The sequence below is a fragment of the Allohahella sp. A8 genome, from assembly GCF_047946665.1.
GTDB lineage: Bacteria > Pseudomonadota > Gammaproteobacteria > Pseudomonadales > Oleiphilaceae > Allohahella.
On record NZ_CP172312.1, the window covers coordinates 3,558,242 to 3,577,140 of the forward strand.

10 protein-coding genes are annotated in these 18,899 nt (G+C 54.3%); 3 read left to right on the plus strand and 7 right to left on the minus strand.

What is annotated here, in order from left to right; all coding sequences use genetic code 11:
• Positions 1 to 23: 23 nt before the first annotated feature.
• Positions 24 to 6,971: a PQQ-dependent sugar dehydrogenase gene (locus tag ACH3PB_RS15940; RefSeq protein WP_416396425.1), complete on the minus strand. Its 6,948-nt coding sequence runs from the start codon at positions 6,969 to 6,971 to the stop codon at positions 24 to 26.
• A 1,119-nt stretch (positions 6,972 to 8,090) separates the two neighbouring features.
• Between ACH3PB_RS15940 and ACH3PB_RS15945 the strand changes: the two genes are divergently transcribed.
• A complete protein-coding gene (locus ACH3PB_RS15945) occupies positions 8,091 to 10,370 on the plus strand; it encodes an RICIN domain-containing protein (RefSeq protein WP_416396426.1) in 2,280 nt (759 codons plus the stop codon).
• Positions 10,371 to 10,507: 137 nt separating this feature from the next.
• A complete protein-coding gene (locus ACH3PB_RS15950; RefSeq protein WP_416396427.1) occupies positions 10,508 to 11,941 on the plus strand; it encodes a hypothetical protein in 1,434 nt (477 codons plus the stop codon).
• Positions 11,942 to 11,971: 30 nt separating this feature from the next.
• On the opposite strand, the gene ACH3PB_RS15955 is transcribed toward ACH3PB_RS15950, so the two are convergent.
• The 6 genes from ACH3PB_RS15955 to rfbB are packed head-to-tail and all read right to left on the minus strand — an operon-like array spanning position 11,972 to position 17,686.
• Positions 11,972 to 12,937 (minus strand): glycosyltransferase family 2 protein, encoded by a 966-nt coding sequence (locus ACH3PB_RS15955; protein ID WP_416396428.1) that lies wholly within the window; start codon positions 12,935 to 12,937, stop codon positions 11,972 to 11,974.
• Positions 12,938 to 14,209 (minus strand): O-antigen ligase family protein, encoded by a 1,272-nt coding sequence (locus tag ACH3PB_RS15960; protein WP_416396429.1) that lies wholly within the window; start codon positions 14,207 to 14,209, stop codon positions 12,938 to 12,940.
• Positions 14,210 to 14,223: 14 nt separating this feature from the next.
• The gene (gene rfbD, locus ACH3PB_RS15965; RefSeq protein WP_416396430.1) at positions 14,224 to 15,099 is read right to left on the minus strand and encodes a dTDP-4-dehydrorhamnose reductase; all 876 of its coding nucleotides are present in this window, start codon (positions 15,097 to 15,099) and stop codon (positions 14,224 to 14,226) included.
• On the minus strand, positions 15,096 to 15,647 hold the full coding sequence (rfbC, locus tag ACH3PB_RS15970) for a dTDP-4-dehydrorhamnose 3,5-epimerase (RefSeq protein ID WP_416396431.1): 552 nt from the start codon (positions 15,645 to 15,647) through the stop codon (positions 15,096 to 15,098). Before rfbC ends, rfbD begins: the two co-directional genes overlap by 4 nt.
• A gap of 13 nt (positions 15,648 to 15,660) precedes the next feature.
• A complete protein-coding gene (rfbA, locus tag ACH3PB_RS15975; protein WP_416396432.1) occupies positions 15,661 to 16,575 on the minus strand; it encodes a glucose-1-phosphate thymidylyltransferase RfbA in 915 nt (304 codons plus the stop codon).
• A 28-nt stretch (positions 16,576 to 16,603) separates the two neighbouring features.
• Positions 16,604 to 17,686: a dTDP-glucose 4,6-dehydratase gene (rfbB, locus tag ACH3PB_RS15980; protein WP_416396433.1), complete on the minus strand. Its 1,083-nt coding sequence runs from the start codon at positions 17,684 to 17,686 to the stop codon at positions 16,604 to 16,606.
• A 97-nt stretch (positions 17,687 to 17,783) separates the two neighbouring features.
• Between rfbB and ACH3PB_RS15985 the strand changes: the two genes are divergently transcribed.
• Positions 17,784 to 18,761: a hypothetical protein gene (locus ACH3PB_RS15985; protein ID WP_416396434.1), complete on the plus strand. Its 978-nt coding sequence runs from the start codon at positions 17,784 to 17,786 to the stop codon at positions 18,759 to 18,761.
• Positions 18,762 to 18,899 lie beyond the last annotated feature (138 nt).

The window sequence follows — 18,899 nt, forward strand, 5'->3', positions numbered from 1 at the left end:
GTCTGACATCCCTTTCGTCAAATTCAGTTAAGGTATTTATTAGTAAGATACTGCTCAACCTCTGACCGCTCGTTATCGGATAGTACCCGGTCATAAACCAGTACCGCTGCAACATCCATGTTGGCATAACCGAGACCACCAAGTTCAGCGCCGAGATAGATCCGGCTGTTGACGGTGGCATAGTTACGTGGCGACGATTTCAGGAGCGCTCCATTCAGGTACAGGCGTCCAGTGCCATTTCCCACGGATCCGGATTGTATGGCCCAACCCGAGCTCAGACCAGAGAAACTTGAGGTAACATCATTTGCACCGTAGGCCTGCAGCACTAGCTCACCTGCAGGCGATCTGGCGACCAGCCCGAACGCCTTGTTAGCCACCGGTGAACCGTAGGCAAAACCAGCCCATGCCGAGAGCGATCGATACTGAACCAACATGAATATGGTTCTATCCGAGTTACCCACAGGCAAGCCATTGATCATGTTGATCGCATCCAAGCGCTGCAGATTATCGTCGACGCCATCGAAAGAAACCGAGGGCAGGCCGCCTGGTGTCACATTTGCACCTGTGGTTGGCGGACTGGCAGCAGAGAGGTGGTTACCCTGCCCCGAATAATCAAGCCAGCGAGCTACGATTCCGCCGTTTTGAACGACACCGCTATCCGACTCCAGTCGGAACACCAGATCAGCCGCAAACGGCGCCCCTGCTAAAGAAGGCAGGACGGTCAGCAAGACCTGCGATGAGGTACTCGCCGAGGCCGTGTCGGTAGACACAGCCGTGATGGTATGGATCCCGGGCACGAGATTCGAAAGCGCAAGGATTGCTCCCGTGCCGAGAGGACCGTTCTGGTCAGAGCTCCAGACGAGCTGGCCGCTCAGATCTCCGTCTTCGTCGTCCAAGGACTCTCCACTGAAGGTCACCATGTCGCCTGCGGTCACTGTAGTTTCATCGACGGGAGAAAGAATCTTGACCACCGGTGACACGTTGGGCAATCCACTGCCATTCACAACGATAGCGACGCTCATCGAACGGGATAAACCCTCGGCATCCGTCGCAGTCGCCGTGATAGTATGCCCCCCCTGGGAAAGCGCGGTACTCAGGTCTTTGCCGATGCCTAGATTACCGTCGATGCTCGACTCCCAGACGATAGCCCAGCCGAGATCACCGTCCTCTGGATCGACCGCCGTCGCGCTCAGCGCTATCGCGTTGGCCACTGCATGCGTAGAGCCGGCCACGGGGGACGTAATAGCGACATCAGGTGGCAGATTGTCCGGCGTCACGCCCAGGTACTTGGACAGCAGGAAAGTATTGACGTCTCTGCGCTCGGCTTCGTTCAAGGCCCGGTCGTACATGAGAACGGCCGCGAGATCGAGCCCGACGAAGTCGTTCACACCGATCTCCTGACCGAGTACGATCTTCGAAAGCACTGTGTTGAAAGTCCGACGGACCTCAAGCACCGCCTCACCGTTTCGGTATATTGAAGCTGTTCCATTTTTCAGAACAACCTCGAAAATGCTCCAACCAGAATCGACGGCATTCAGCGTTGTAGCCCTGTCAAAACTGGCGCCGTAAGCCTGCAGAACCACATTGCCCGCTGGGTCGTTGACCAATCCGAAAGTCTGGTTCAGTGCTGCCTTCCCGTAGGCGACCCCGGCATAACTTGAATCAGTATTGAATCGCGCCACGATGTACATCGATCGATCGCTATTACCTGTCGGCAAACCCGTCAAGGGTTCAATAGCAGTCGATCTCTCGAGCTTATCGTTGACACCGTCAAGGCTAACGGCTGGCTGGCCACTCGGCGTCTCACCAAACAACAACACTGGCTCACCGAAGGCTGTCAGGTGGTTTCCGAAAACTGACTGATCGCGCCAGGCTGTAATCCTGCTGCCCGACGGGTCCAGAGCCAGATCAGCATCCGACTCCAAATGCAGCGCCAGTCCATCAGTCACCAGAACTCCCGCCGGATCCGACGAGGGGCTGACCAGGAGCTGAATGCTCACGAACGCAGGATTACCATCTGAATCCGTCACCGAAGCCTGAATAGTATGAACACCGCTTGGCAGTGAACTGGCTACCGACTGGCCGGAACCTAGAGGTCCAGCGATGTCCGAAGTCCACTGGATTGAAGCATCCAGCGAGCCATCCTGGCTATCTGCAGCCTCGCCACTGAACGTGATAAGGGCATCGTCCTTGAAATTCTGTCCGCTTGCCGGACTCAAGATCCGGATCGTTGGGCCCTCGCTGTCGGCCCCCAGAACCGCCAGCGAAATGCTGGTCGAGGCCTTTGCCGCGTCTGAGTCTTCTATGCTGGCTGTTATGATCTGAACACCGGGCGGAAGATCGGCCACCGTCAAGGTAGCGCCTGTGCCCAGCACCCCTGTCAAACTGGAGCTCCACTGGATATCCCCACTGATATCGCCATCTTCTTCGTCGGTAGAGACGCCTTCAAAATTTACCGACGTACCTTCTATGACCGTCGCCGAATCGAGAGGCGTCAAGATTGAAATCATGGGTGCGGCGTTGGCGTTTCCGCCCCGATTCACGGTGATGGATACCGTCTGCGAACCCACCGCACCATTCGAATCGGTCACAGTCGCCGTGATGTCGTGAGCACCTTCGGCCAGCACGACACTGAGACTGCCACCTGTCCCAAGAATGCCGTCGATGCTGGACTCCCATACGATGCTGGCGCCAATGTCTCCGTCTTCTTCATCCAAGGCTGTGGCCTGGAGGCCAATAGGTGAGGACTCCGGATAGGTCTGCCCGGCCGCAGGCGACGCTATATTCAGTGAAGGCGCCTGGTTATCAGGATCGCTGCTGATATATTTGGCGTACAGGAATTCGTCGACGCTGATGCGCTCCGCTCCGCTCAGCGCTCGGTCGTAAATCAGTGCGGCAGCAATGTCCATATCGGCGTAGCCGTTACCCCCGATCTCCTGGCCAATCAGTAACCGGGTCGGGGTGGTGTTGTATGCCCGAGGGACTTGCAGCACGGGTAGGCCGTTGTCATACACTGTGGCAATGCCACCTGAGTAAACCACCCCGAATACAGCCCAGCCCTTCGCCACGGTATCAACATCCGTTGTGTTGTCGTATGCATAACCCTGGAGAACCAGCGTGCCGTTCGGGTTGTTGATCAACCCAAAGGCCTGGCGACTACTCGCGGAACCATAGGAGACGCCGGCATATCGAGACGGTGCGTTGAAGCGGGCGACGATATACATGGTCCGATCGGCATTAGCCATAGGCAGACCGCCCAGCGGATCGGTCACGTTGATCCGCTCCAGGCGATCATCCACACCATCGAGCTGAACCGCAGATTGACCGTTCGGTGTTGCATCGAGGAGCAGTACAGGATTGCCAAGCGCTTCCAGATCATTGCCAAGGCCAGACTGATCCAGCCAACCAGCCACCGTTGATCCGGACAGTAGAGAAATATTGGCATCGGATTCGAGCTGCAAGATCAAGCCGTCTTTTTCCAGCTCCCCGATGGGTTCGTATTGGCGATTGACGAAAACCCGGATTGTCGAAACAGCCTGCTGACCCGAAGAATCAGCCACGGACACCTGTATCCGATGTATACCAACGGCGAGCGTGGCCACGGTAAGGGAGGGACCCGTCCCAAGCACACCATCAATATCGGATGACCACTCAATCAGCTCATCCAGCGAGCCATCTTCAACATCCGAGGCCTGCGCCTCGAACAGGATGGCAGTGCCCTCCTGGAAAAACTGATCATTCTGGGGGCTCGAGATGCCAAGCGATGGAGGCAGGTCATCATCTTCGGTGACAGTAACGGATACTGACGATGTCGTGGGTAGCCCCTCGCTGTCTTGCACAGTCGCAGTCAGGATATGGACACCGGAGCTCAGGGAGACTGTCAGCTCACTTCCGGAGCCGAGCTGCCCATCAAGCGATGAAGACCACACCAAGGCATCGGACAGATCGCCATCTTCAAAGTCACTGGCTTGCCCGACAAGTGCCACAGGCAGGGTCTCGAAGTCGATCGTACTGCCAGCGATAGGGCTATTGATAGTCGCCACTGGTGCTCGATTGATAACCTGAGAAACGCCATACTTGTTCTCAAAGTGTTCAGCAATGATATGACGTTCATTTGCAGTGATAGCCCTGTTGTAAACCAGGAGTTCGGCGACATCCATCTCGATGTTCTGTCGGCCGTTTATTTCTTCACCAAGACGAATGACGCCAAGTTCCGTATTGAAGATCCGGTTTGAGATGCCTGAAGCGACACCATTGATATATTGCTTCAGCGTGCTGTTGTTCAGAACAGCAACATGGCTAACCCAGCGCCCCACGACGTCCTGGGCAGGATTTGACAGGGTATCGTGAGCGCTTCCCCAGCCCTGCACGCCCACACTCCCGGTTGACGACATGGTCAGCCCAAAAGTCTTGTTGTTGACGGGCTTGCCATACGCCAAGCCGACCCAGCCAGGAGAAGGACTTGCCTCGTTGTACCTCGCCAACATGACAACCGTGCGGTTCTCGTTCCCGACGGGCAGGCCGGCGGGGGCGGCATTCATCATGGCATCATCGACACCATCAAAACGTACCACGGGATAGCCCGCCAGCTCGTCATCCAGCCGGGTAGGTCCGCCGACCGGCATCAGCGTGTTGAGCGCTGCAGACTGATCGCCCCATGAGTCCACGAGGCCATTCTGCGCAGAGAGTCCTGCCGAATTCAGATGCAGGACAAGCCCGTTTTCCGGAATCGACTCACAGGCCTGTGTGCTGGCGTAGGATGCAGTCAGGTTGATATCTGACTCAGGCATGATCAGGACCTGTTGCGGTGTCGTTACGCCATTCGACCAGCTCTGGAACTCGTAAAGCTCCCCATCGATGCATCTCGACGCCGGAACAGTGATCGTGTGATCCCAATTGACGAGCGTATCGAGCGTGAAGGGCGCTGTGACGGAGGTATTCCCGTTTACCTGAACGACTATCCCTGACGGGTCCGTTTCGAAATTGATGTTCGCCTTTTCGGGATAGATGTTGATGGTCGAATTCGTCGAGAGCCCACTCGAGTCGGTTACAACCAGCTCCGCCCGGTAAAACACCGGCCCACTGAAGCCCTGCCCCTGGGAGGGTATGGCGAACTCTACTGAAGTCGTATCGGATTCTGGTCCCAGAGCAGGGTGGATGTTCCCCGGGCGGACAAAGGAGATGTTCCACGAGAAACTGGCGCCGCCCAGCTGACCATCTTCTGCGTCCTCGGCCGTCGCACTGAAAGTCATCGTGTCGCCGTATCTGAAGAAGGCGTCGGTGGCGCCTACTCTACTGTTTTCAACGGTCAGCGAAGAGATTGATGGCGGGGTGCCAGCACGAACGACCGAACTCGAAGTTGACTCTCTTGAGCCGTCTGACACAAAGACCCGGACGGTGTAGACGCCATCCTGCTGAAAGACGTGAGTTTCAGAAACGGGCGTGTTGGCAGGCAGTGGTGCGCTTTGGGTCGAGCTCCCGTCACCGAAGTCAATCCGGTAGGTTAGCGTATCTCCATTGCTATCATTTGCGACAAGGTTGAGCGTCACTTCCAGCGGTGATGCGCCGGAGGCCGGCGTGGCGGTAAACTCGACGATCGTCGGACGCGGATTATCCACTTCATACACATAGCGCCGCAGTGACCCCAATACAGAAGGATTATCTGAAGGCGCCAACCGGTAGTCAGTAAAACTGATGTAGTAGAGCGCCCCATCCGGCCCCTCTTCCAGCGAAACAATGCGACCGAGACTCGACAAATCGAAGGGATAACTGACCGGATCCGGATTCTGTACAGTGATGGGGCCTGGTGACGGATTCGGAATCACCTTGCCAGCACTATCCAGGCGTATGTATCTGATGAAATCGCGAGTCGAGTCGCCATAAAAGTAGGCGCCATCAAACTCGGCGGGGAACTGAGTGCCTCTATAAACGAGCCCGCCGTTTATAGCCGAAGTTTTGTTATTGTGCCGGTAAGCGAAAAGTGGCGCGCCGCGCCCACTGATTTCTGCCGCTGGCCAGTCGGTATAGGGCGGCAAACCCTCCACCGTTGGCCAACCGAAATTGATGCCGTCGAAGCGTCCGTTGTCTTCAATATAGCCAAAATCGTCGTCCTTGAATCGGCCCGTATCTGGATCGTAGTCGATGACATGCAAATCTTCCCACGCTGTGGTTTGGGTGTTGCCCCCTACCTCAGCAATGTAATACCGGTTGCCCGGCAGATCCCAGCGAGAGCGGAAAGGATTCCTCAGGCCGTAGGCGAATATGGAGTCTATATTGGGGCCGGCACCGTCGACGTAGGGGTTGTCGGCGGGTATCGAGCCGTCCTTGGCAAATCGATGGATTTTGCCCCCTGCGCGCTTTAGGTCATTCGCGTAAGACCCCTGAAAGTGATCGCCTATCGACAGCCAGAGATTGCCATCGGGACCAAAGTCGAGGCCGCCACCAAAGTGACAGCACGAGTCGTACCCCTGAGAATCTTCCCAAAGAATGAGTTCTGAACCGATGCTGCCTCGGCTGGATAAATCTCCGGCATTTTCAACATGGGTGAATCTGGAGACTCGCATCCTGGGGCCGTTGGGGCCCTGGGCCGGGGTATACAGAAGGTAGATGTAGGGTTCGTTGGGGAAATCAGGATCAATGGCAATATCGAGCAACCCACGCTCCTGTTCCGCATTCAGTCCATCTGGATGCTGCGGACTGGAGAGGTCGAAATACTGCGCGTAGGAGCCTGGCACGCTGTCCACCGCTGCGATGAGTACACCGCCTTTCTTTTGCAGCAGCAGCAGCCTGCCGTCGGGCAGGAAGCGCATCGAAATAGGCTGGGAAATCTCGGAAAGCACCTGCTCGACAGCGAAATTTGGTGGCGGGGCCGGCGCTGCGATAGCGTGCGGCAAGCACAGCACTGAGAGAATGAGTAGCAGTGACCGAAGAGTCCGAGCCGAAGAAAATGATAAATTAACTGACGCCGCCATGAATCTCATTCCATTGACAAATACTTGGCCGCTCTCTTGTGGAAGCAGCTTGTGAACTACGTCACTGACTTTTCAGATTTCGGCATATATCGACAGCAAATTGTTGAAAAAACGATCTATTGACGATTTTAATATCCTGAAAAATCTAGGTTTTTTGTGGTTATGCAGGAATGGCGCCAACAGCGTATTGACCAGAAATACTAGGCCATTCGGCCGAATCAGTCGATGAGCCAGCGTGAAACATGTAAAGGATATCGACATCAGACATTTAGATGCGTTATTCGGAGAGGGTAAATCTAAGACGTCTGGCCTATGCAAGCCCGGGCCATGGCAGGTTACTATGAAGTTGTGAATAGGTAGTAACAACAGGTTTGCTTGCAACACGGAAGGGACAGAACCACAAGGGAAGCAACCTTCAGAGCAGCCGCACCATCGATAGTGCGCTGTGAAGTTGGAAACGCCGTTCGCTTACAGAACTGGCGTAGAATCGATTCGATTCGAGGAAAGCCAGCCTCTACTGCGTAGAAATTCCCCTTCCCGATTGCCTACTTCATCACAAAGAAAATCGAATTGTCCGAGCTTTAACAAAGCGTAGTCCGCCTTTGTTAACGAATGTGCATGCGCCGAAGCGCTAGAGCGCTTACCAATAACCTCTGCAAGTTTAGATAGTTGTTCAAATTGCGGGGCAGGGAGATTACTGCGATAGAAGGCTGGAGCAACTCAGCGATACGTTTCCTTAACAGGAAGCCAACAGCCACTACGGCTGCCACTGAGTAATACTGGAAAACGAACGGTAGCGTGCCCTCAGATTCAGCAATGACTAAGAGCAACGCGCGGCCGACTTTCAAAGCCGCGATCGTGACTCCCTGATGACAACATGCTCAGCATGCACCGTGGGCGTAATACCAACTTTCGCCAAAAGTGGACCGTATGAAAGCTAGCTTATTGAAATCAGCCCGTGCAGACGGGTTAAATTCCGTCCTGCAAGCGCTACTGACAGCCCTAATCCTGTGCAGCGGCTTAGCACATGCTACAGATTATTCTGGCACTTACCTTATACGTGGCAGTCAAGCCAATAGCGCATTTATTACAGCTTCCGGCGCCTCTGTCAAGAGTAATGTGACGCAGTCGACACTATCCGCCTCGCTCAACCGGCAAAAGTGGCGCCTTGAGCCAATTGGCAGCGGCTACTATAAAGTGCTTGAAGATTCGTCAGGACTCGCTCTGGATTACGATCAGCGAATCAGGGGCAATGCTCATCTGTATCCTTACAAAGGCTACAGATGGCAGCAGTGGAAGATTGTGAGTGTTGGAGAGCAGCTGCGTCTTGTCTCGCGGTACGACGGCAAGATTCTTCAGGCTCGAGATAACACCGCTCAAGCGAACATCGAAGTCGCCAGACTGAATACCTCCAGCACTGCGCAGTTGTGGCAGCTGGTCGACCCCTCGAGCGTTCTGAATGACTCGCCTACAGCCGTCATTGACGGCACTGGTGCGAGCTGTGCTGCGCCCTGTCAAATGTTTTTCAATGCCGACGCGTCATCCGACAGCGACGGATATATAGCGAGTTTTAACTGGGTCATAGACAACCGCTCCTACCACACCTCGGATATCATTCATCAATTTGATAATGCTGGTTCATACACGGTCAAGCTGACAGTAAAGGATGACCAGGGTGCATCAGCTACAAGCACCACCGTCGTGGTTGTAACGGCACCTGCCGCTGAGTTTACACTCTCCGATCAGTCAGTCACGATCAGAAACCTGCAGTCGCAGAAGTTCATGGGGCCCGAAACGCACGTGCTGAAAGGCAACGTCGCGGCAATCGAAGCGGAAGCGGCGGACCAGAAAAACTGGATGATCCGGCCGACCGGTGATGGCTACTTTATCATTTTTGACGAAGCATCAGGCCTGGCGCTCGATTACGACCAGAGCATCATGGGCAACGCTCACCTCTACAAGTATTTCCACGCCCCATGGCAGCAGTGGAAAATCAGCCCTGTGGCCGGCGGCTACCTGGTTACGTCTCGCCGTGATGGCAAGGCATTGACCGCCTCCGCAACAGCTGCCGGGAATGTTGAGCTCAAATCTGCAAGGAATGATGCGTCCCAAACCTGGCTCATTGGCCCTTATGAAGCACCGGCGCCGAATAGTAAGCCCATTGCCAGCCTCGAGCTGAAAAGTGGCGCCCTCAATTGCACTGCACCTTGTGAACTGACGCTCGACGCGTCTGGCTCTAGCGATGCCGACGGTTACATCACTGCCTACCGATGGGATGCTCGGGGCAGTGTCACATCGCAGCAGACACTACGCCTGCAGTTTGACAGCGCGGGCACGTTCCCGGTAAAGCTAACGGTCACAGATAACCAAGGCGCATCTCATAGCACGAGTGCTGAAGTTGTTGTCAACGAGAAAGCCTCTGCACCAAGCCTGCTGCTCAATCAGCCAATCTTCATCACTGATCGGAGCACTTCGCGGCAGCTCACCGTCAGCAAAGCTGCACTCAAGGCCAATGTTTTCGGTTCGACCAGTATGGACCCATCTTCGAAGTGGGTACTGCAGACTGTTGGCCAGGGTATTTACGTCGTCCGTCATCTCGACTCTGGCCTGGTTCTCGATGCAGACAGGAACACCGCCAACAACATCCACCTTTACAGCTATTTTGGCGCGCCGTGGCAGCAGTGGACTCTTCTGGAAAATGACGGAGGCTGGAACCTGATCAACCGTTACGATAAGCGGGTACTCGGTCTGGCTGCCGGCAACGCGATCGTAGTTGGCGCAGGCGGAAGTTCATCACAAGGTTGGACTTTCCGCGCCGCGAACACTGACGGTGCTGAGGGCGGTGCTGGAACTGGAACTGGAACTGGAACTGGAGGCGTCGCTATCTCGTTGCAACCAGTATCTCAATCCGTTTTCTCTGGGTCCTCCGTGACCTTCAACGTCAGTGTCAATACGACGAGCGCCGTAAACTATCAATGGCGAAAGAATGGCGTCGCGATCCCCAATGCTGTGAGGTCACACCTTAGTCTGAGTGGCGTGACGTCTGATCAATCAGGACGATATGACGTCGTCATCACCCAAGGCACATCATCTGTAGTGAGCAGGCCCGCAGACCTGTCAGTGACAGTCAATCGTGCCGCCACACTGGAGTGGAGTGCACCGTCCCGACGTGAAAACGGTCAGGCGCTCAGTAGCGGTGATGTTTCGCATTATCAGATCTACCACGTGGCGGTCGACAGTGGAAAAGAAGAAGTGATCGAAGTCCCTACACATGAGCGTCGCTATGATTTTACGGCGCTCGATAGTGGTGAGCACCATTTCGTGCTGACGACGGTCGATAGCAAAGGTATTGAAAGTGAATTCAGCACCTTGATGGAGCTGCACATACCCTCGAAGTAGATGACGATGAGGCGCTGGGGCCATGCCTTGGTAGCAGAGTTGACTACTGACAGGTAGAGCGATATTGATGGGTACTGCCCCAGGCGAGTTAAACGATTGCCAAGTGTTGAAGTACAAACGAACAAGAGAGTGTGTATATGTTTCGACCAATAAACTTGAAGAAAACGTGGGCTCTGTTTCTTAGCGTTGTCATCTCACTACCAGCACTGGCTGCGAACTCGGTTTCCAGAGGTGACGTTACCTGGTATTTCAGTACGAACGCAGAGACTGGTGTCTATGCCAACGGTGATCCGTGGGTAATCGGACCTGTAGTGGTCCAGAAAATAACGCCGGGGGCACGGTATAACGGGAGTGCTTCAATAAATGGCTCCATGATCAATCCTGATATTGACCGCAAACATGGCCTGGACAGTAGACTGAGGTTTAATGAGTACGAGGACAGTTTGAATGTAGGAAAAAGGCTGCCCTTAACTCTGAAGGCCGGTGACACTTTACTTACTGCTATCAGCAATTTCGCACCTGCGGCAGGCGACGACCCGCAGTTAGAACAGTTGCAGATACTTACCGTTGTCTCAAGTAAGCCGCAAGCAGGGGCTTTCCGACCGCCCTACATCGGACGAAGAGGTAACACGAACTGGAATAAGAATAATCTTGATTTTTCAGTTCTGCGCTCTCTTCCAAAGCCTTCCGCCAGCGCCAGTTTCCCTGACTTGCAGAATCTCGAGCGACAATTCGATTACCCATGGATTGTGAAATCAGACTCCTGGACTAACCGGTATTTTCGCGCCTCATCCAATCATCCCTGGCGGGACGGTTCAAGGGCCGGCAACTATGGCCGAGAAATTGCCCACATGGTTTCGGATGCGGTTTTATCCCTGCAACTTGACTACTCTATACAGGATAAGGAAAAGCTACTCATCAGCCTGGTGCAGGCAGGCATAGATATTTATGGGGCAGCAAAGTATGGCGGCGCTGACTTTCATGCTGATGGGGGCCACAATATAGGCAACAAGCTACCCCTACTGTTGGCCGGGGCGGTCCTGAATGATACAGCTCTGTTGGATTATGCCAACAAAGAAAAGGCCTTTATCTTCCAGGAGGACCAGCAAACATTCTATGTCGATAAGAATGCCGTCATTCTGACCCAGGGGCGTTCCTGGAATCCAGATTCGCGCGATGTCTCCAGCTCTGTGGTTTCAACCTACTCAACGAGTGATATTGGGCTTGCCGAATGGGGCATACGACATAAAAATGAGCCGGAAAGGGATAACAAACATTGGGATGCTCAGTATAGGCATGTGGCCAGTCCAGCAATGATAGGTCATGCTTTGGCCGCTCAGCTGATGGGCCTGGAGGACGAGTGGAACTGGAAGCCTTTCTTTGATTACGCCGATAGATATTATGGCAAGCAAAAAGCTTATTCGTCAGACGCCGTGAACGCCATCCAGTCATTTGTGAAGGCTATGTGGGAGAGCTACCGCTTCAACAAGCCCGATAACGGTACGGAGGGGACTACCGATTCGCCACCATTACCGCCGGCAAACATCACTATTTCACAAGATCCGACCTGAAGTCGGCGCTTTACTACCGACCCTACGGCTTCATGCGGTTCTACGGAAATTTTTCGATATCTCCAATGGCAGCAAGGCGTACACAACAGGTTTCAAATAGGCCACGCCGCGCATTGCATAACGCAGGGAGAGCAGGGCCACTCTCAGGCTCGCGAAACGCCTGCCGTCTGCAACCAATAAAAACGCACTGTCGGTAAGGTGCCCAGACAGGTTGTTGTGCTTGTCCCTTAACTGCCATAGATATTGTTTATCGAAATCGCTCTGTGCTTGCGGCGGGAGATTCCTTCGCACGCGAGCTGAAGCATGTATTTTATATAGCTGTTGAGCTTTGATGTCAGACCGTTTTTTCGTCAGAGATTCAGAGTGAATGCGATAATTATAAAGCGGCTTACTGGTCGTGATTATGTCGTAGCGCTCTCCGACCTTGAAGACAAAATCGAGACCGATCCCCACCCTCAGGTTTGGATCGAATTCAGCTGTCGACAAGACCCGTCGTGAGAACATCATGGTCGGATCGTGCGCTGGCATGCGAAACGCATTGATATCACTTCGACAACGCTCTGAGCACTTATCGTAGCCGCGAGGTGCCACGACTTGATTGTCGATGATCAGCGCGTTTCCAGTCATAGCCATCCCCAGCTCAGGGTTGCACGCAAACATTGCCGCTTGCTCAGACAATCGCTGAGGATCAGAGGTGTCATCGGAGTCCTGGATTGCCATTAATTCACCGTTTGCCTCGGCTATCAGCCATTGCAACACCTGAGCTTTACCAGAGTTTTTGAAACGGAATACGCTTACTCTAGGATCGTCGAATTTAGACGCCACCTCGTACGTGCCATCTGTACTGCCATCATCTCCGATTAACAACTCAAAGTTCTGATAGCTCTGCTGCAGGATGCTGATGATCGCATCAGCTATGTATTGTTCTGTGTTGTAGGCAGCCATGAGCACAGAAATTAAAGGTGCACCCGTTGAAGTCCTGTAGGCATCAGACATCTATTTATCTCGATTGATATCGTTTCCACTAAAAGAAGCGGCTATAAATCTCTTGTCTTTCAATGCTGCTCCAAACGCAAACAGAAACATGATTAACATGGATATCTGTCCAAAATAAGCGACAGACATGAACGACACAGCATGGGTCATCGCAAAACAAACCGCGGCCCATGCAAAGATCCTCGAGCCATGTGTCGGGAAATTCAGTGAGCAACGCCAGATCGTGTGGACTGTCCTGATCATGAGCCACACGAAAAGAGCAAAAGTCGCGAGTCCTCCCGTAACCGCCTGATAGATGTACATCGATGTGACGTCCCCGGCGTGAACACCCCAATGCGCAACGCCCTTCACGCCGATCAGAGCCCATTCAGAGAAATTCGCTATGGTTCTATCGATGAGGAAATACCGATGATACCCGGTTGATCCACCAGCAATATCTATCCTGCTTATCAGATGCCACACTGGCTTATCCATCACCAGATGAAGGACTACAGCAAGTCCAACCATCGAGAGTGTGGTAAGCCCCAGGTATTTCCTTTGCTTGAAGAGAAGATAGAGAAACAATCCGGCTGCCAATGCGATTATCGGTCCACTTGAGGCTGATGCAATCGTCAAATAAATAGAGCAGACAATGCCCAGACTCATGGCGATTCTACGAGAGATTGATCTGGCAGAACTCTTCAGTGCCAATGCTAAAGGAAGGATCGAGGCAGAAAATGATCCTAATAGAATAGCGTGACTGAACGCTGCGCTGCAGCGCACTCTGCCTTCCCTGAAGGATGTTTCATCACGCCCGAATATATAAAAGGGATTTATGTTCTGAGTATGCTCATAAATAACAAACGGAGTGAGTGCTATCGTGCAATAGACCAGCCACTCAAAGCATAACTGAACATCTCGCATTGACCGCAGATAGTTTCTGAATACCATGTAGATGAAAGCGTAATCAACCAGAACGCCAAGCTGGTAGAACAGGGCGCTGGAACTCGCCCAGAGAGCGACGTAGGCAAAAAATCCGTACAAGTTCCACATCGAAAATATGAAATCCTGCTTGTTTGCTCGTACGGATAGTTCATTTCTCAAGACAAGGCGCAGCATGCCTGCGAAAGCAAAGATTCGAAGCGTCTTGAAATCCAGACCAGCTATCACTATGGCCTGATCCGACGGCACAAAACACATGCCGACGATAAAAATAGGCAGGACTGCCCGACGCTTGCTGAGGATCAGCGCTGCGCAGAGTAAGACTGTTACCAGTAGCGTTGGAAGCGTCATCTCGAGGGAACTATTCAGTTCCCCTTAACAAGCATTCTTTGGAGCTCAGGACGCCATTCGATAGCTGTCGTGCCACGGATGGTGCCGAGCCTACTGTTCCTCGGCCGCTTCACAGGCGTAGGATACGCTTCAGACCCGACTGGATTGATCTTTGGCTTTTGCTCTATCACGCCGACCTTCTCGGCCTGTTCAAAAATTTCTGCAGCGAACTCGTACCAGGTCACGCCGGGGTCGGACGGCAAGTGGAATAGCCCCCAATCATCAATCGTAAGTTCGTCTGGCCGTTTGATCATCTTCTCGGCCATGCCCAGCAGAGTATCGGCGATGCTGGTCGCCGGCGTTGGCGCACCATACTGGTCGTTTACAACATTCAGTTCATCTCGCTCGGCACCCAGGCGCAGCATGGTCTTAACAAAATTGTGGCCATACTGTCCAAATACCCAGCTCACCCTCAGGATTACGGTTTGCTCGCAATGGCCGGCTACAGCAAGCTCACCGGCGTATTTGCTTTCGCCGTACACGGAGACTGGATTCGGTACATCGCTCTCGATGTAGTCACCGTCCTTCTCGCCGTCGAACACATAGTCAGTGGAAATGTGCAGCAGCGGGATATTGCGCTCGGCGGAGACTCGGGCAAGGTTGGAGGCGCCATCGCAGTTGATTGCGAAAGCAAGGTCGCGCTCGGACTCGGCTTTATCGACCGCGGTATAGGCAGCGGCATTGATAATCACCTTTGGCTGGCAGGCCGCTGCCTGGCGGCGGATCGCTTCAAGATCAGTGATGTCCATGCCCTGCGCATCGAAACCGACAACTTCGAGCCCGAATTTCGTGGCCCGTTCGCTGATCTCGCGACCGACCTGACCGTTGGCACCGGCAAGAAGAATGGTCATGACCTCTTACCCTCAGCGTATTCAATAAGCGTCGGCAGCTTCAGGTCCTTGTCTGAGAGTCTGGGCGCACCTATCTCGGGCCAGTCGATGTTGAGCGTCTCATCATTCCAGATGATGCCGCCTTCATCAGTCGGGTCGTAGTAGTCAGTGCACTTGTACTTGAAGTCTGCCGTGTCGCTGACCACACAGAAGCCGTGTGCGTAGCCGGGTGGCACCCAGAGCTGACGATGATCCTTATCATCCAGCATGACGCCGACGTACTGGCCAAAGGTTTCGGAGTCAGGATCGATATCAGCTGCGACATCAAAGACCTGACCTCTCGAACAGCTCACAAGTTTGCCCTGCGGCTTGCTGACCTGAAAGTGCAGCCCCCGCAGTACACCGCGCTGCGAGCGGGAAAAGTTATCCTGAACGAAACTGAGATCGGTATTCAGCATGTCGGCATAGCGCGACTGCTGAAAGGTCTCGACAAAGAAGCCACGCTCGTCGCCGAAAACCTTGGGCTCGATGATGAGAACGCCAGGCAGGCGGGTTTCCAGTACTTTCATAGACTGTCCATTGTTAGTTGGGGGAAGGCGTTCCGTGCCCGGCCTTGCGGTTGGCTGAGCGCACCAGCCGCTCGAGGTACTGGCCGTACCCCGTCTTCTTCTGCGCGTCAGCCATTACGCTGAGCTGACCTACATCGATCCAGTCGTTATGGAAGGCAATCTCTTCGAGACAAGCGATCTTCAAGCCCTGACGGTGCTCGATGGTCTGCACGAACTGGCTGGCCTCGAGCAAGCTGTCGTGGGTGCCCGTATCGAGCCAGGCGAAGCCGCGGCCCAGCTTCTCCACTGACAAGCGGCCTTGCTGCAGATAGGCATTATTGACAGAAGTAATCTCCAGCTCACCACGCTCAGAGGGCTTCACGTTCTTCGCAATTTCGACCACCGAGTTATCGTAGAAATACAAGCCGGTGACCGCGTAATCGGACTTCGGTTCAGCAGGTTTTTCCTCGATACTGAGCGCCTTGCCGTTCTGGTCGAACTCTACAACGCCAAACCGTTCCGGGTCCTTGACCCAGTAGCCGAACACAGTAGCGCACTCGCCTTTGTCCGCATTCTCCACAGCGCGCTGAAGCTTGCGCGAGAAGTGTTCGCCGTAATAGATATTGTCGCCAAGCACAAGGCACACACTGTCGCTGCCGATAAACTCTTCACCAAGTATGAAAGCTTGCGCGAGTCCGTCTGGCGAAGGCTGCTCGGTATAGGAAAATTCGACCCCAATGTCGGAGCCATCGCCCAGCAGGCGCTTGAAGAACGGCAGGTCTGTCGGCGTGGAGATAATCAGGATCTCCCTGATACCCGCCAGCATGAGCACTGAAATGGGGTAATACACCATCGGCTTATCGTATATTGGCAGTAACTGCTTCGATACGCCCTTGGTAATGGGATGCAGACGCGTGCCCGAACCACCAGCTAACACTATGCCTTTCATATTCTTTTTCCCTGGCCCCGGTGGCCGGTTAAAGTTTGAGACCGATCCGCTCGCCTGCGTATTTCGCAGCGCGGATCGGCGACCACCACCAGCGGTTGTCGAGATACCACTGCACGGTCTTGCGCAGACCAGAATCGAAGGTCTCGGCCGGATGCCAGCCGAGCTCGCGGTCGATCTTGCTGGCGTCGATGGCGTAGCGGGCGTCATGGCCTGGGCGGTCTGTCACATAAGTGATGAGCGATTCGTAGCTGACTTTGTCTGCCTCGACCATCGCCGGATTGTCAGCAGCCGGAGACAGCTCTTCGAGCAGTGAGCAGATCCGCTTCACGACATCGATATTCTTCTGCTCGTTATGACCGCCAATATTATAGGTTTCGCCGGTCTTGCCTTCGCTCAGCACTGTAGCCAGCGCGCGGGCATGATCCTCGACGTAGAGCCAGTCGCGAATCTGTTCGCCCTTACCATACACCGGCAGCAGCTGCCCATGCAGCGCATTGAGAATCGTGAGCGGAATCAGCTTCTCGGGGAAATGGTAAGGGCCATAGTTGTTCGAGCAGTTGGTGATGACGACGGGCAGGCCATACGTGCGTTGCCACGCGCGAACCAGGTGATCGGAGCTGGCCTTGGATGCTGAATATGGCGAACTTGGCTCGTAGGGTGTTGTTTCGGTGAACAGATCATCTGTGCCTTCGAGGTCGCCGTACACTTCATCAGTAGAAACATGATGAAAGCGGAAGTTGGCGCGTTGCGCCTCGCCAAGGGTCTGCCAGTATGCACGAGCGGCTTCGAGCAGCACGAAGGTGCCGACGATATTGGTCTGGATAAATTCGGCGGCACCGTCGATCGAACGATCCACATGGGACTCGGCAGCCAGATGCATGATGGCATCTGGCGCTTCGGCGGCGAACACAGCTGTCACGGCCGCCTGGTCGCAGATGTCGATTTGGTGGAAGCTATACCGATCACTGTCGCTGACGGACTTGAGTGATTGGAGGTTGGCAGCGTAAGTCAGCTTGTCTATATTGACTATGCTGTGCGCAGTGTTCTCGATATAGTGACGGACGACTGCGGAACCGATGAATCCAGCGCCCCCTGTTACCAGGATTTTCATTCAACTGCTCCCTGACGCTAAGCTGCAGGACTCATTCCTGCGCCACAACTGAAAAGACCGCTCATTATCCCAGCTGATGCTTAAACCGCAAGCCCTTTTGGCCCTGTTCGCTGAGCTCAAACCGCGCCACTGGCTGCTGTTTTTTCTCATCGTGCTCATGTTGATTCCTGGCATCAGGCTATCTGCGCACGACCCTGAGATTTTCAAGGCGGCCTGGAACTCGGGGCACTTCTTCTGGCCATTGCTGGTCATACCGGCTTTTATCGGCTCGTTACGAACACGCATTCTTTCTCTGCCTCGGCGGCTGCTTCTCTGTGCTGCTGTGGTCATGACACTCGCGGTGGCCATCGAACTGGCGCAGCTGGGGCTTGGGCGCTCGGCAACCCTGGATGACATTCTGCTCACCCTGTACGGGGTGATCGCCGGGAGCGTTGTGGTTCTGCTCGTTCGTGCGCGCTCGCACATGCAGAAGGCTGCCCTCATGCTGATCCTGCTGGGCGTGCTGCTGACCGGGCTCAAACCGCTACTGACCGAAACATGGATTTTCCTGCGTAGTTGGCAGATGTTCCCGGTCATCGACAACTTTGATGACTGGAGCACGCTGACCCGATGGCGTGGCAGTAATCTGGGGATCACAGATGAGCTCAAGCTCGATGAGCGTGCGACTTACGACCGACCGGACTGGGCGAAGCAGCGAGGCTGGCTTCAGCTACCACTGAAGTCTAGCCCGCAAGGCAAGGGCTGGCGCAATGCCATCATGCTGACCATGCCAGCAGATTGGAGCAACTACAAGACGCTGACGATTCGCCTGCACTTGTCCGCACCAGCGCAAATTGGGGTGCGACTCGATGACCTCTGGTATATCCGAGAGGGCGGTGAAGCCTACATCAACCGCATGAACAAGTCGTACGAGCTTGAGGAAGGCTTCCATGAACTGGTATTGCCTGAGCAGCTCTGGACGCAGACGCCTTCACGACGCAAGCTCGACAAGACTGAAATTGAACGGTTCATTCTTTACGCCCGAGCTGTGAATACCGAAATTACCGTCTCGATAGCTGAAATATTCCTGCAATAGGACGGCCTTCGCGTGACTACGACCTGAACCAACTCCAAAGTCCTAAGCCTCGGCGCTGCAAATGAATTTTGATCTTGCGGCTTCGCGTGATGGCCAGCGCACCCGGTCGCAGTGTTGGGCCAGGCTCATTCCTCCACC

What these genes read in the sequence shown, in the direction of transcription:
- ACH3PB_RS15940 (WP_416396425.1), bottom strand. Translation starts at nt 6,971, where the DNA reads ATGGCGGCGTCAGTTAATTTATCATTTTCTTCGGCTCGGACTCTTCGG.
- ACH3PB_RS15950 (WP_416396427.1), top strand. Translation starts at nt 10,508, where the DNA reads ATGTTTCGACCAATAAACTTGAAGAAAACGTGGGCTCTGTTTCTTAGC.
- ACH3PB_RS15955 (WP_416396428.1), bottom strand. Translation starts at nt 12,937, where the DNA reads ATGTCTGATGCCTACAGGACTTCAACGGGTGCACCTTTAATTTCTGTG.
- ACH3PB_RS15960 (WP_416396429.1), bottom strand. Translation starts at nt 14,209, where the DNA reads ATGACGCTTCCAACGCTACTGGTAACAGTCTTACTCTGCGCAGCGCTG.
- rfbD (WP_416396430.1), bottom strand. Translation starts at nt 15,099, where the DNA reads ATGACCATTCTTCTTGCCGGTGCCAACGGTCAGGTCGGTCGCGAGATC.
- rfbC (WP_416396431.1), bottom strand. Translation starts at nt 15,647, where the DNA reads ATGAAAGTACTGGAAACCCGCCTGCCTGGCGTTCTCATCATCGAGCCC.
- rfbA (WP_416396432.1), bottom strand. Translation starts at nt 16,575, where the DNA reads ATGAAAGGCATAGTGTTAGCTGGTGGTTCGGGCACGCGTCTGCATCCC.
- rfbB (WP_416396433.1), bottom strand. Translation starts at nt 17,686, where the DNA reads ATGAAAATCCTGGTAACAGGGGGCGCTGGATTCATCGGTTCCGCAGTC.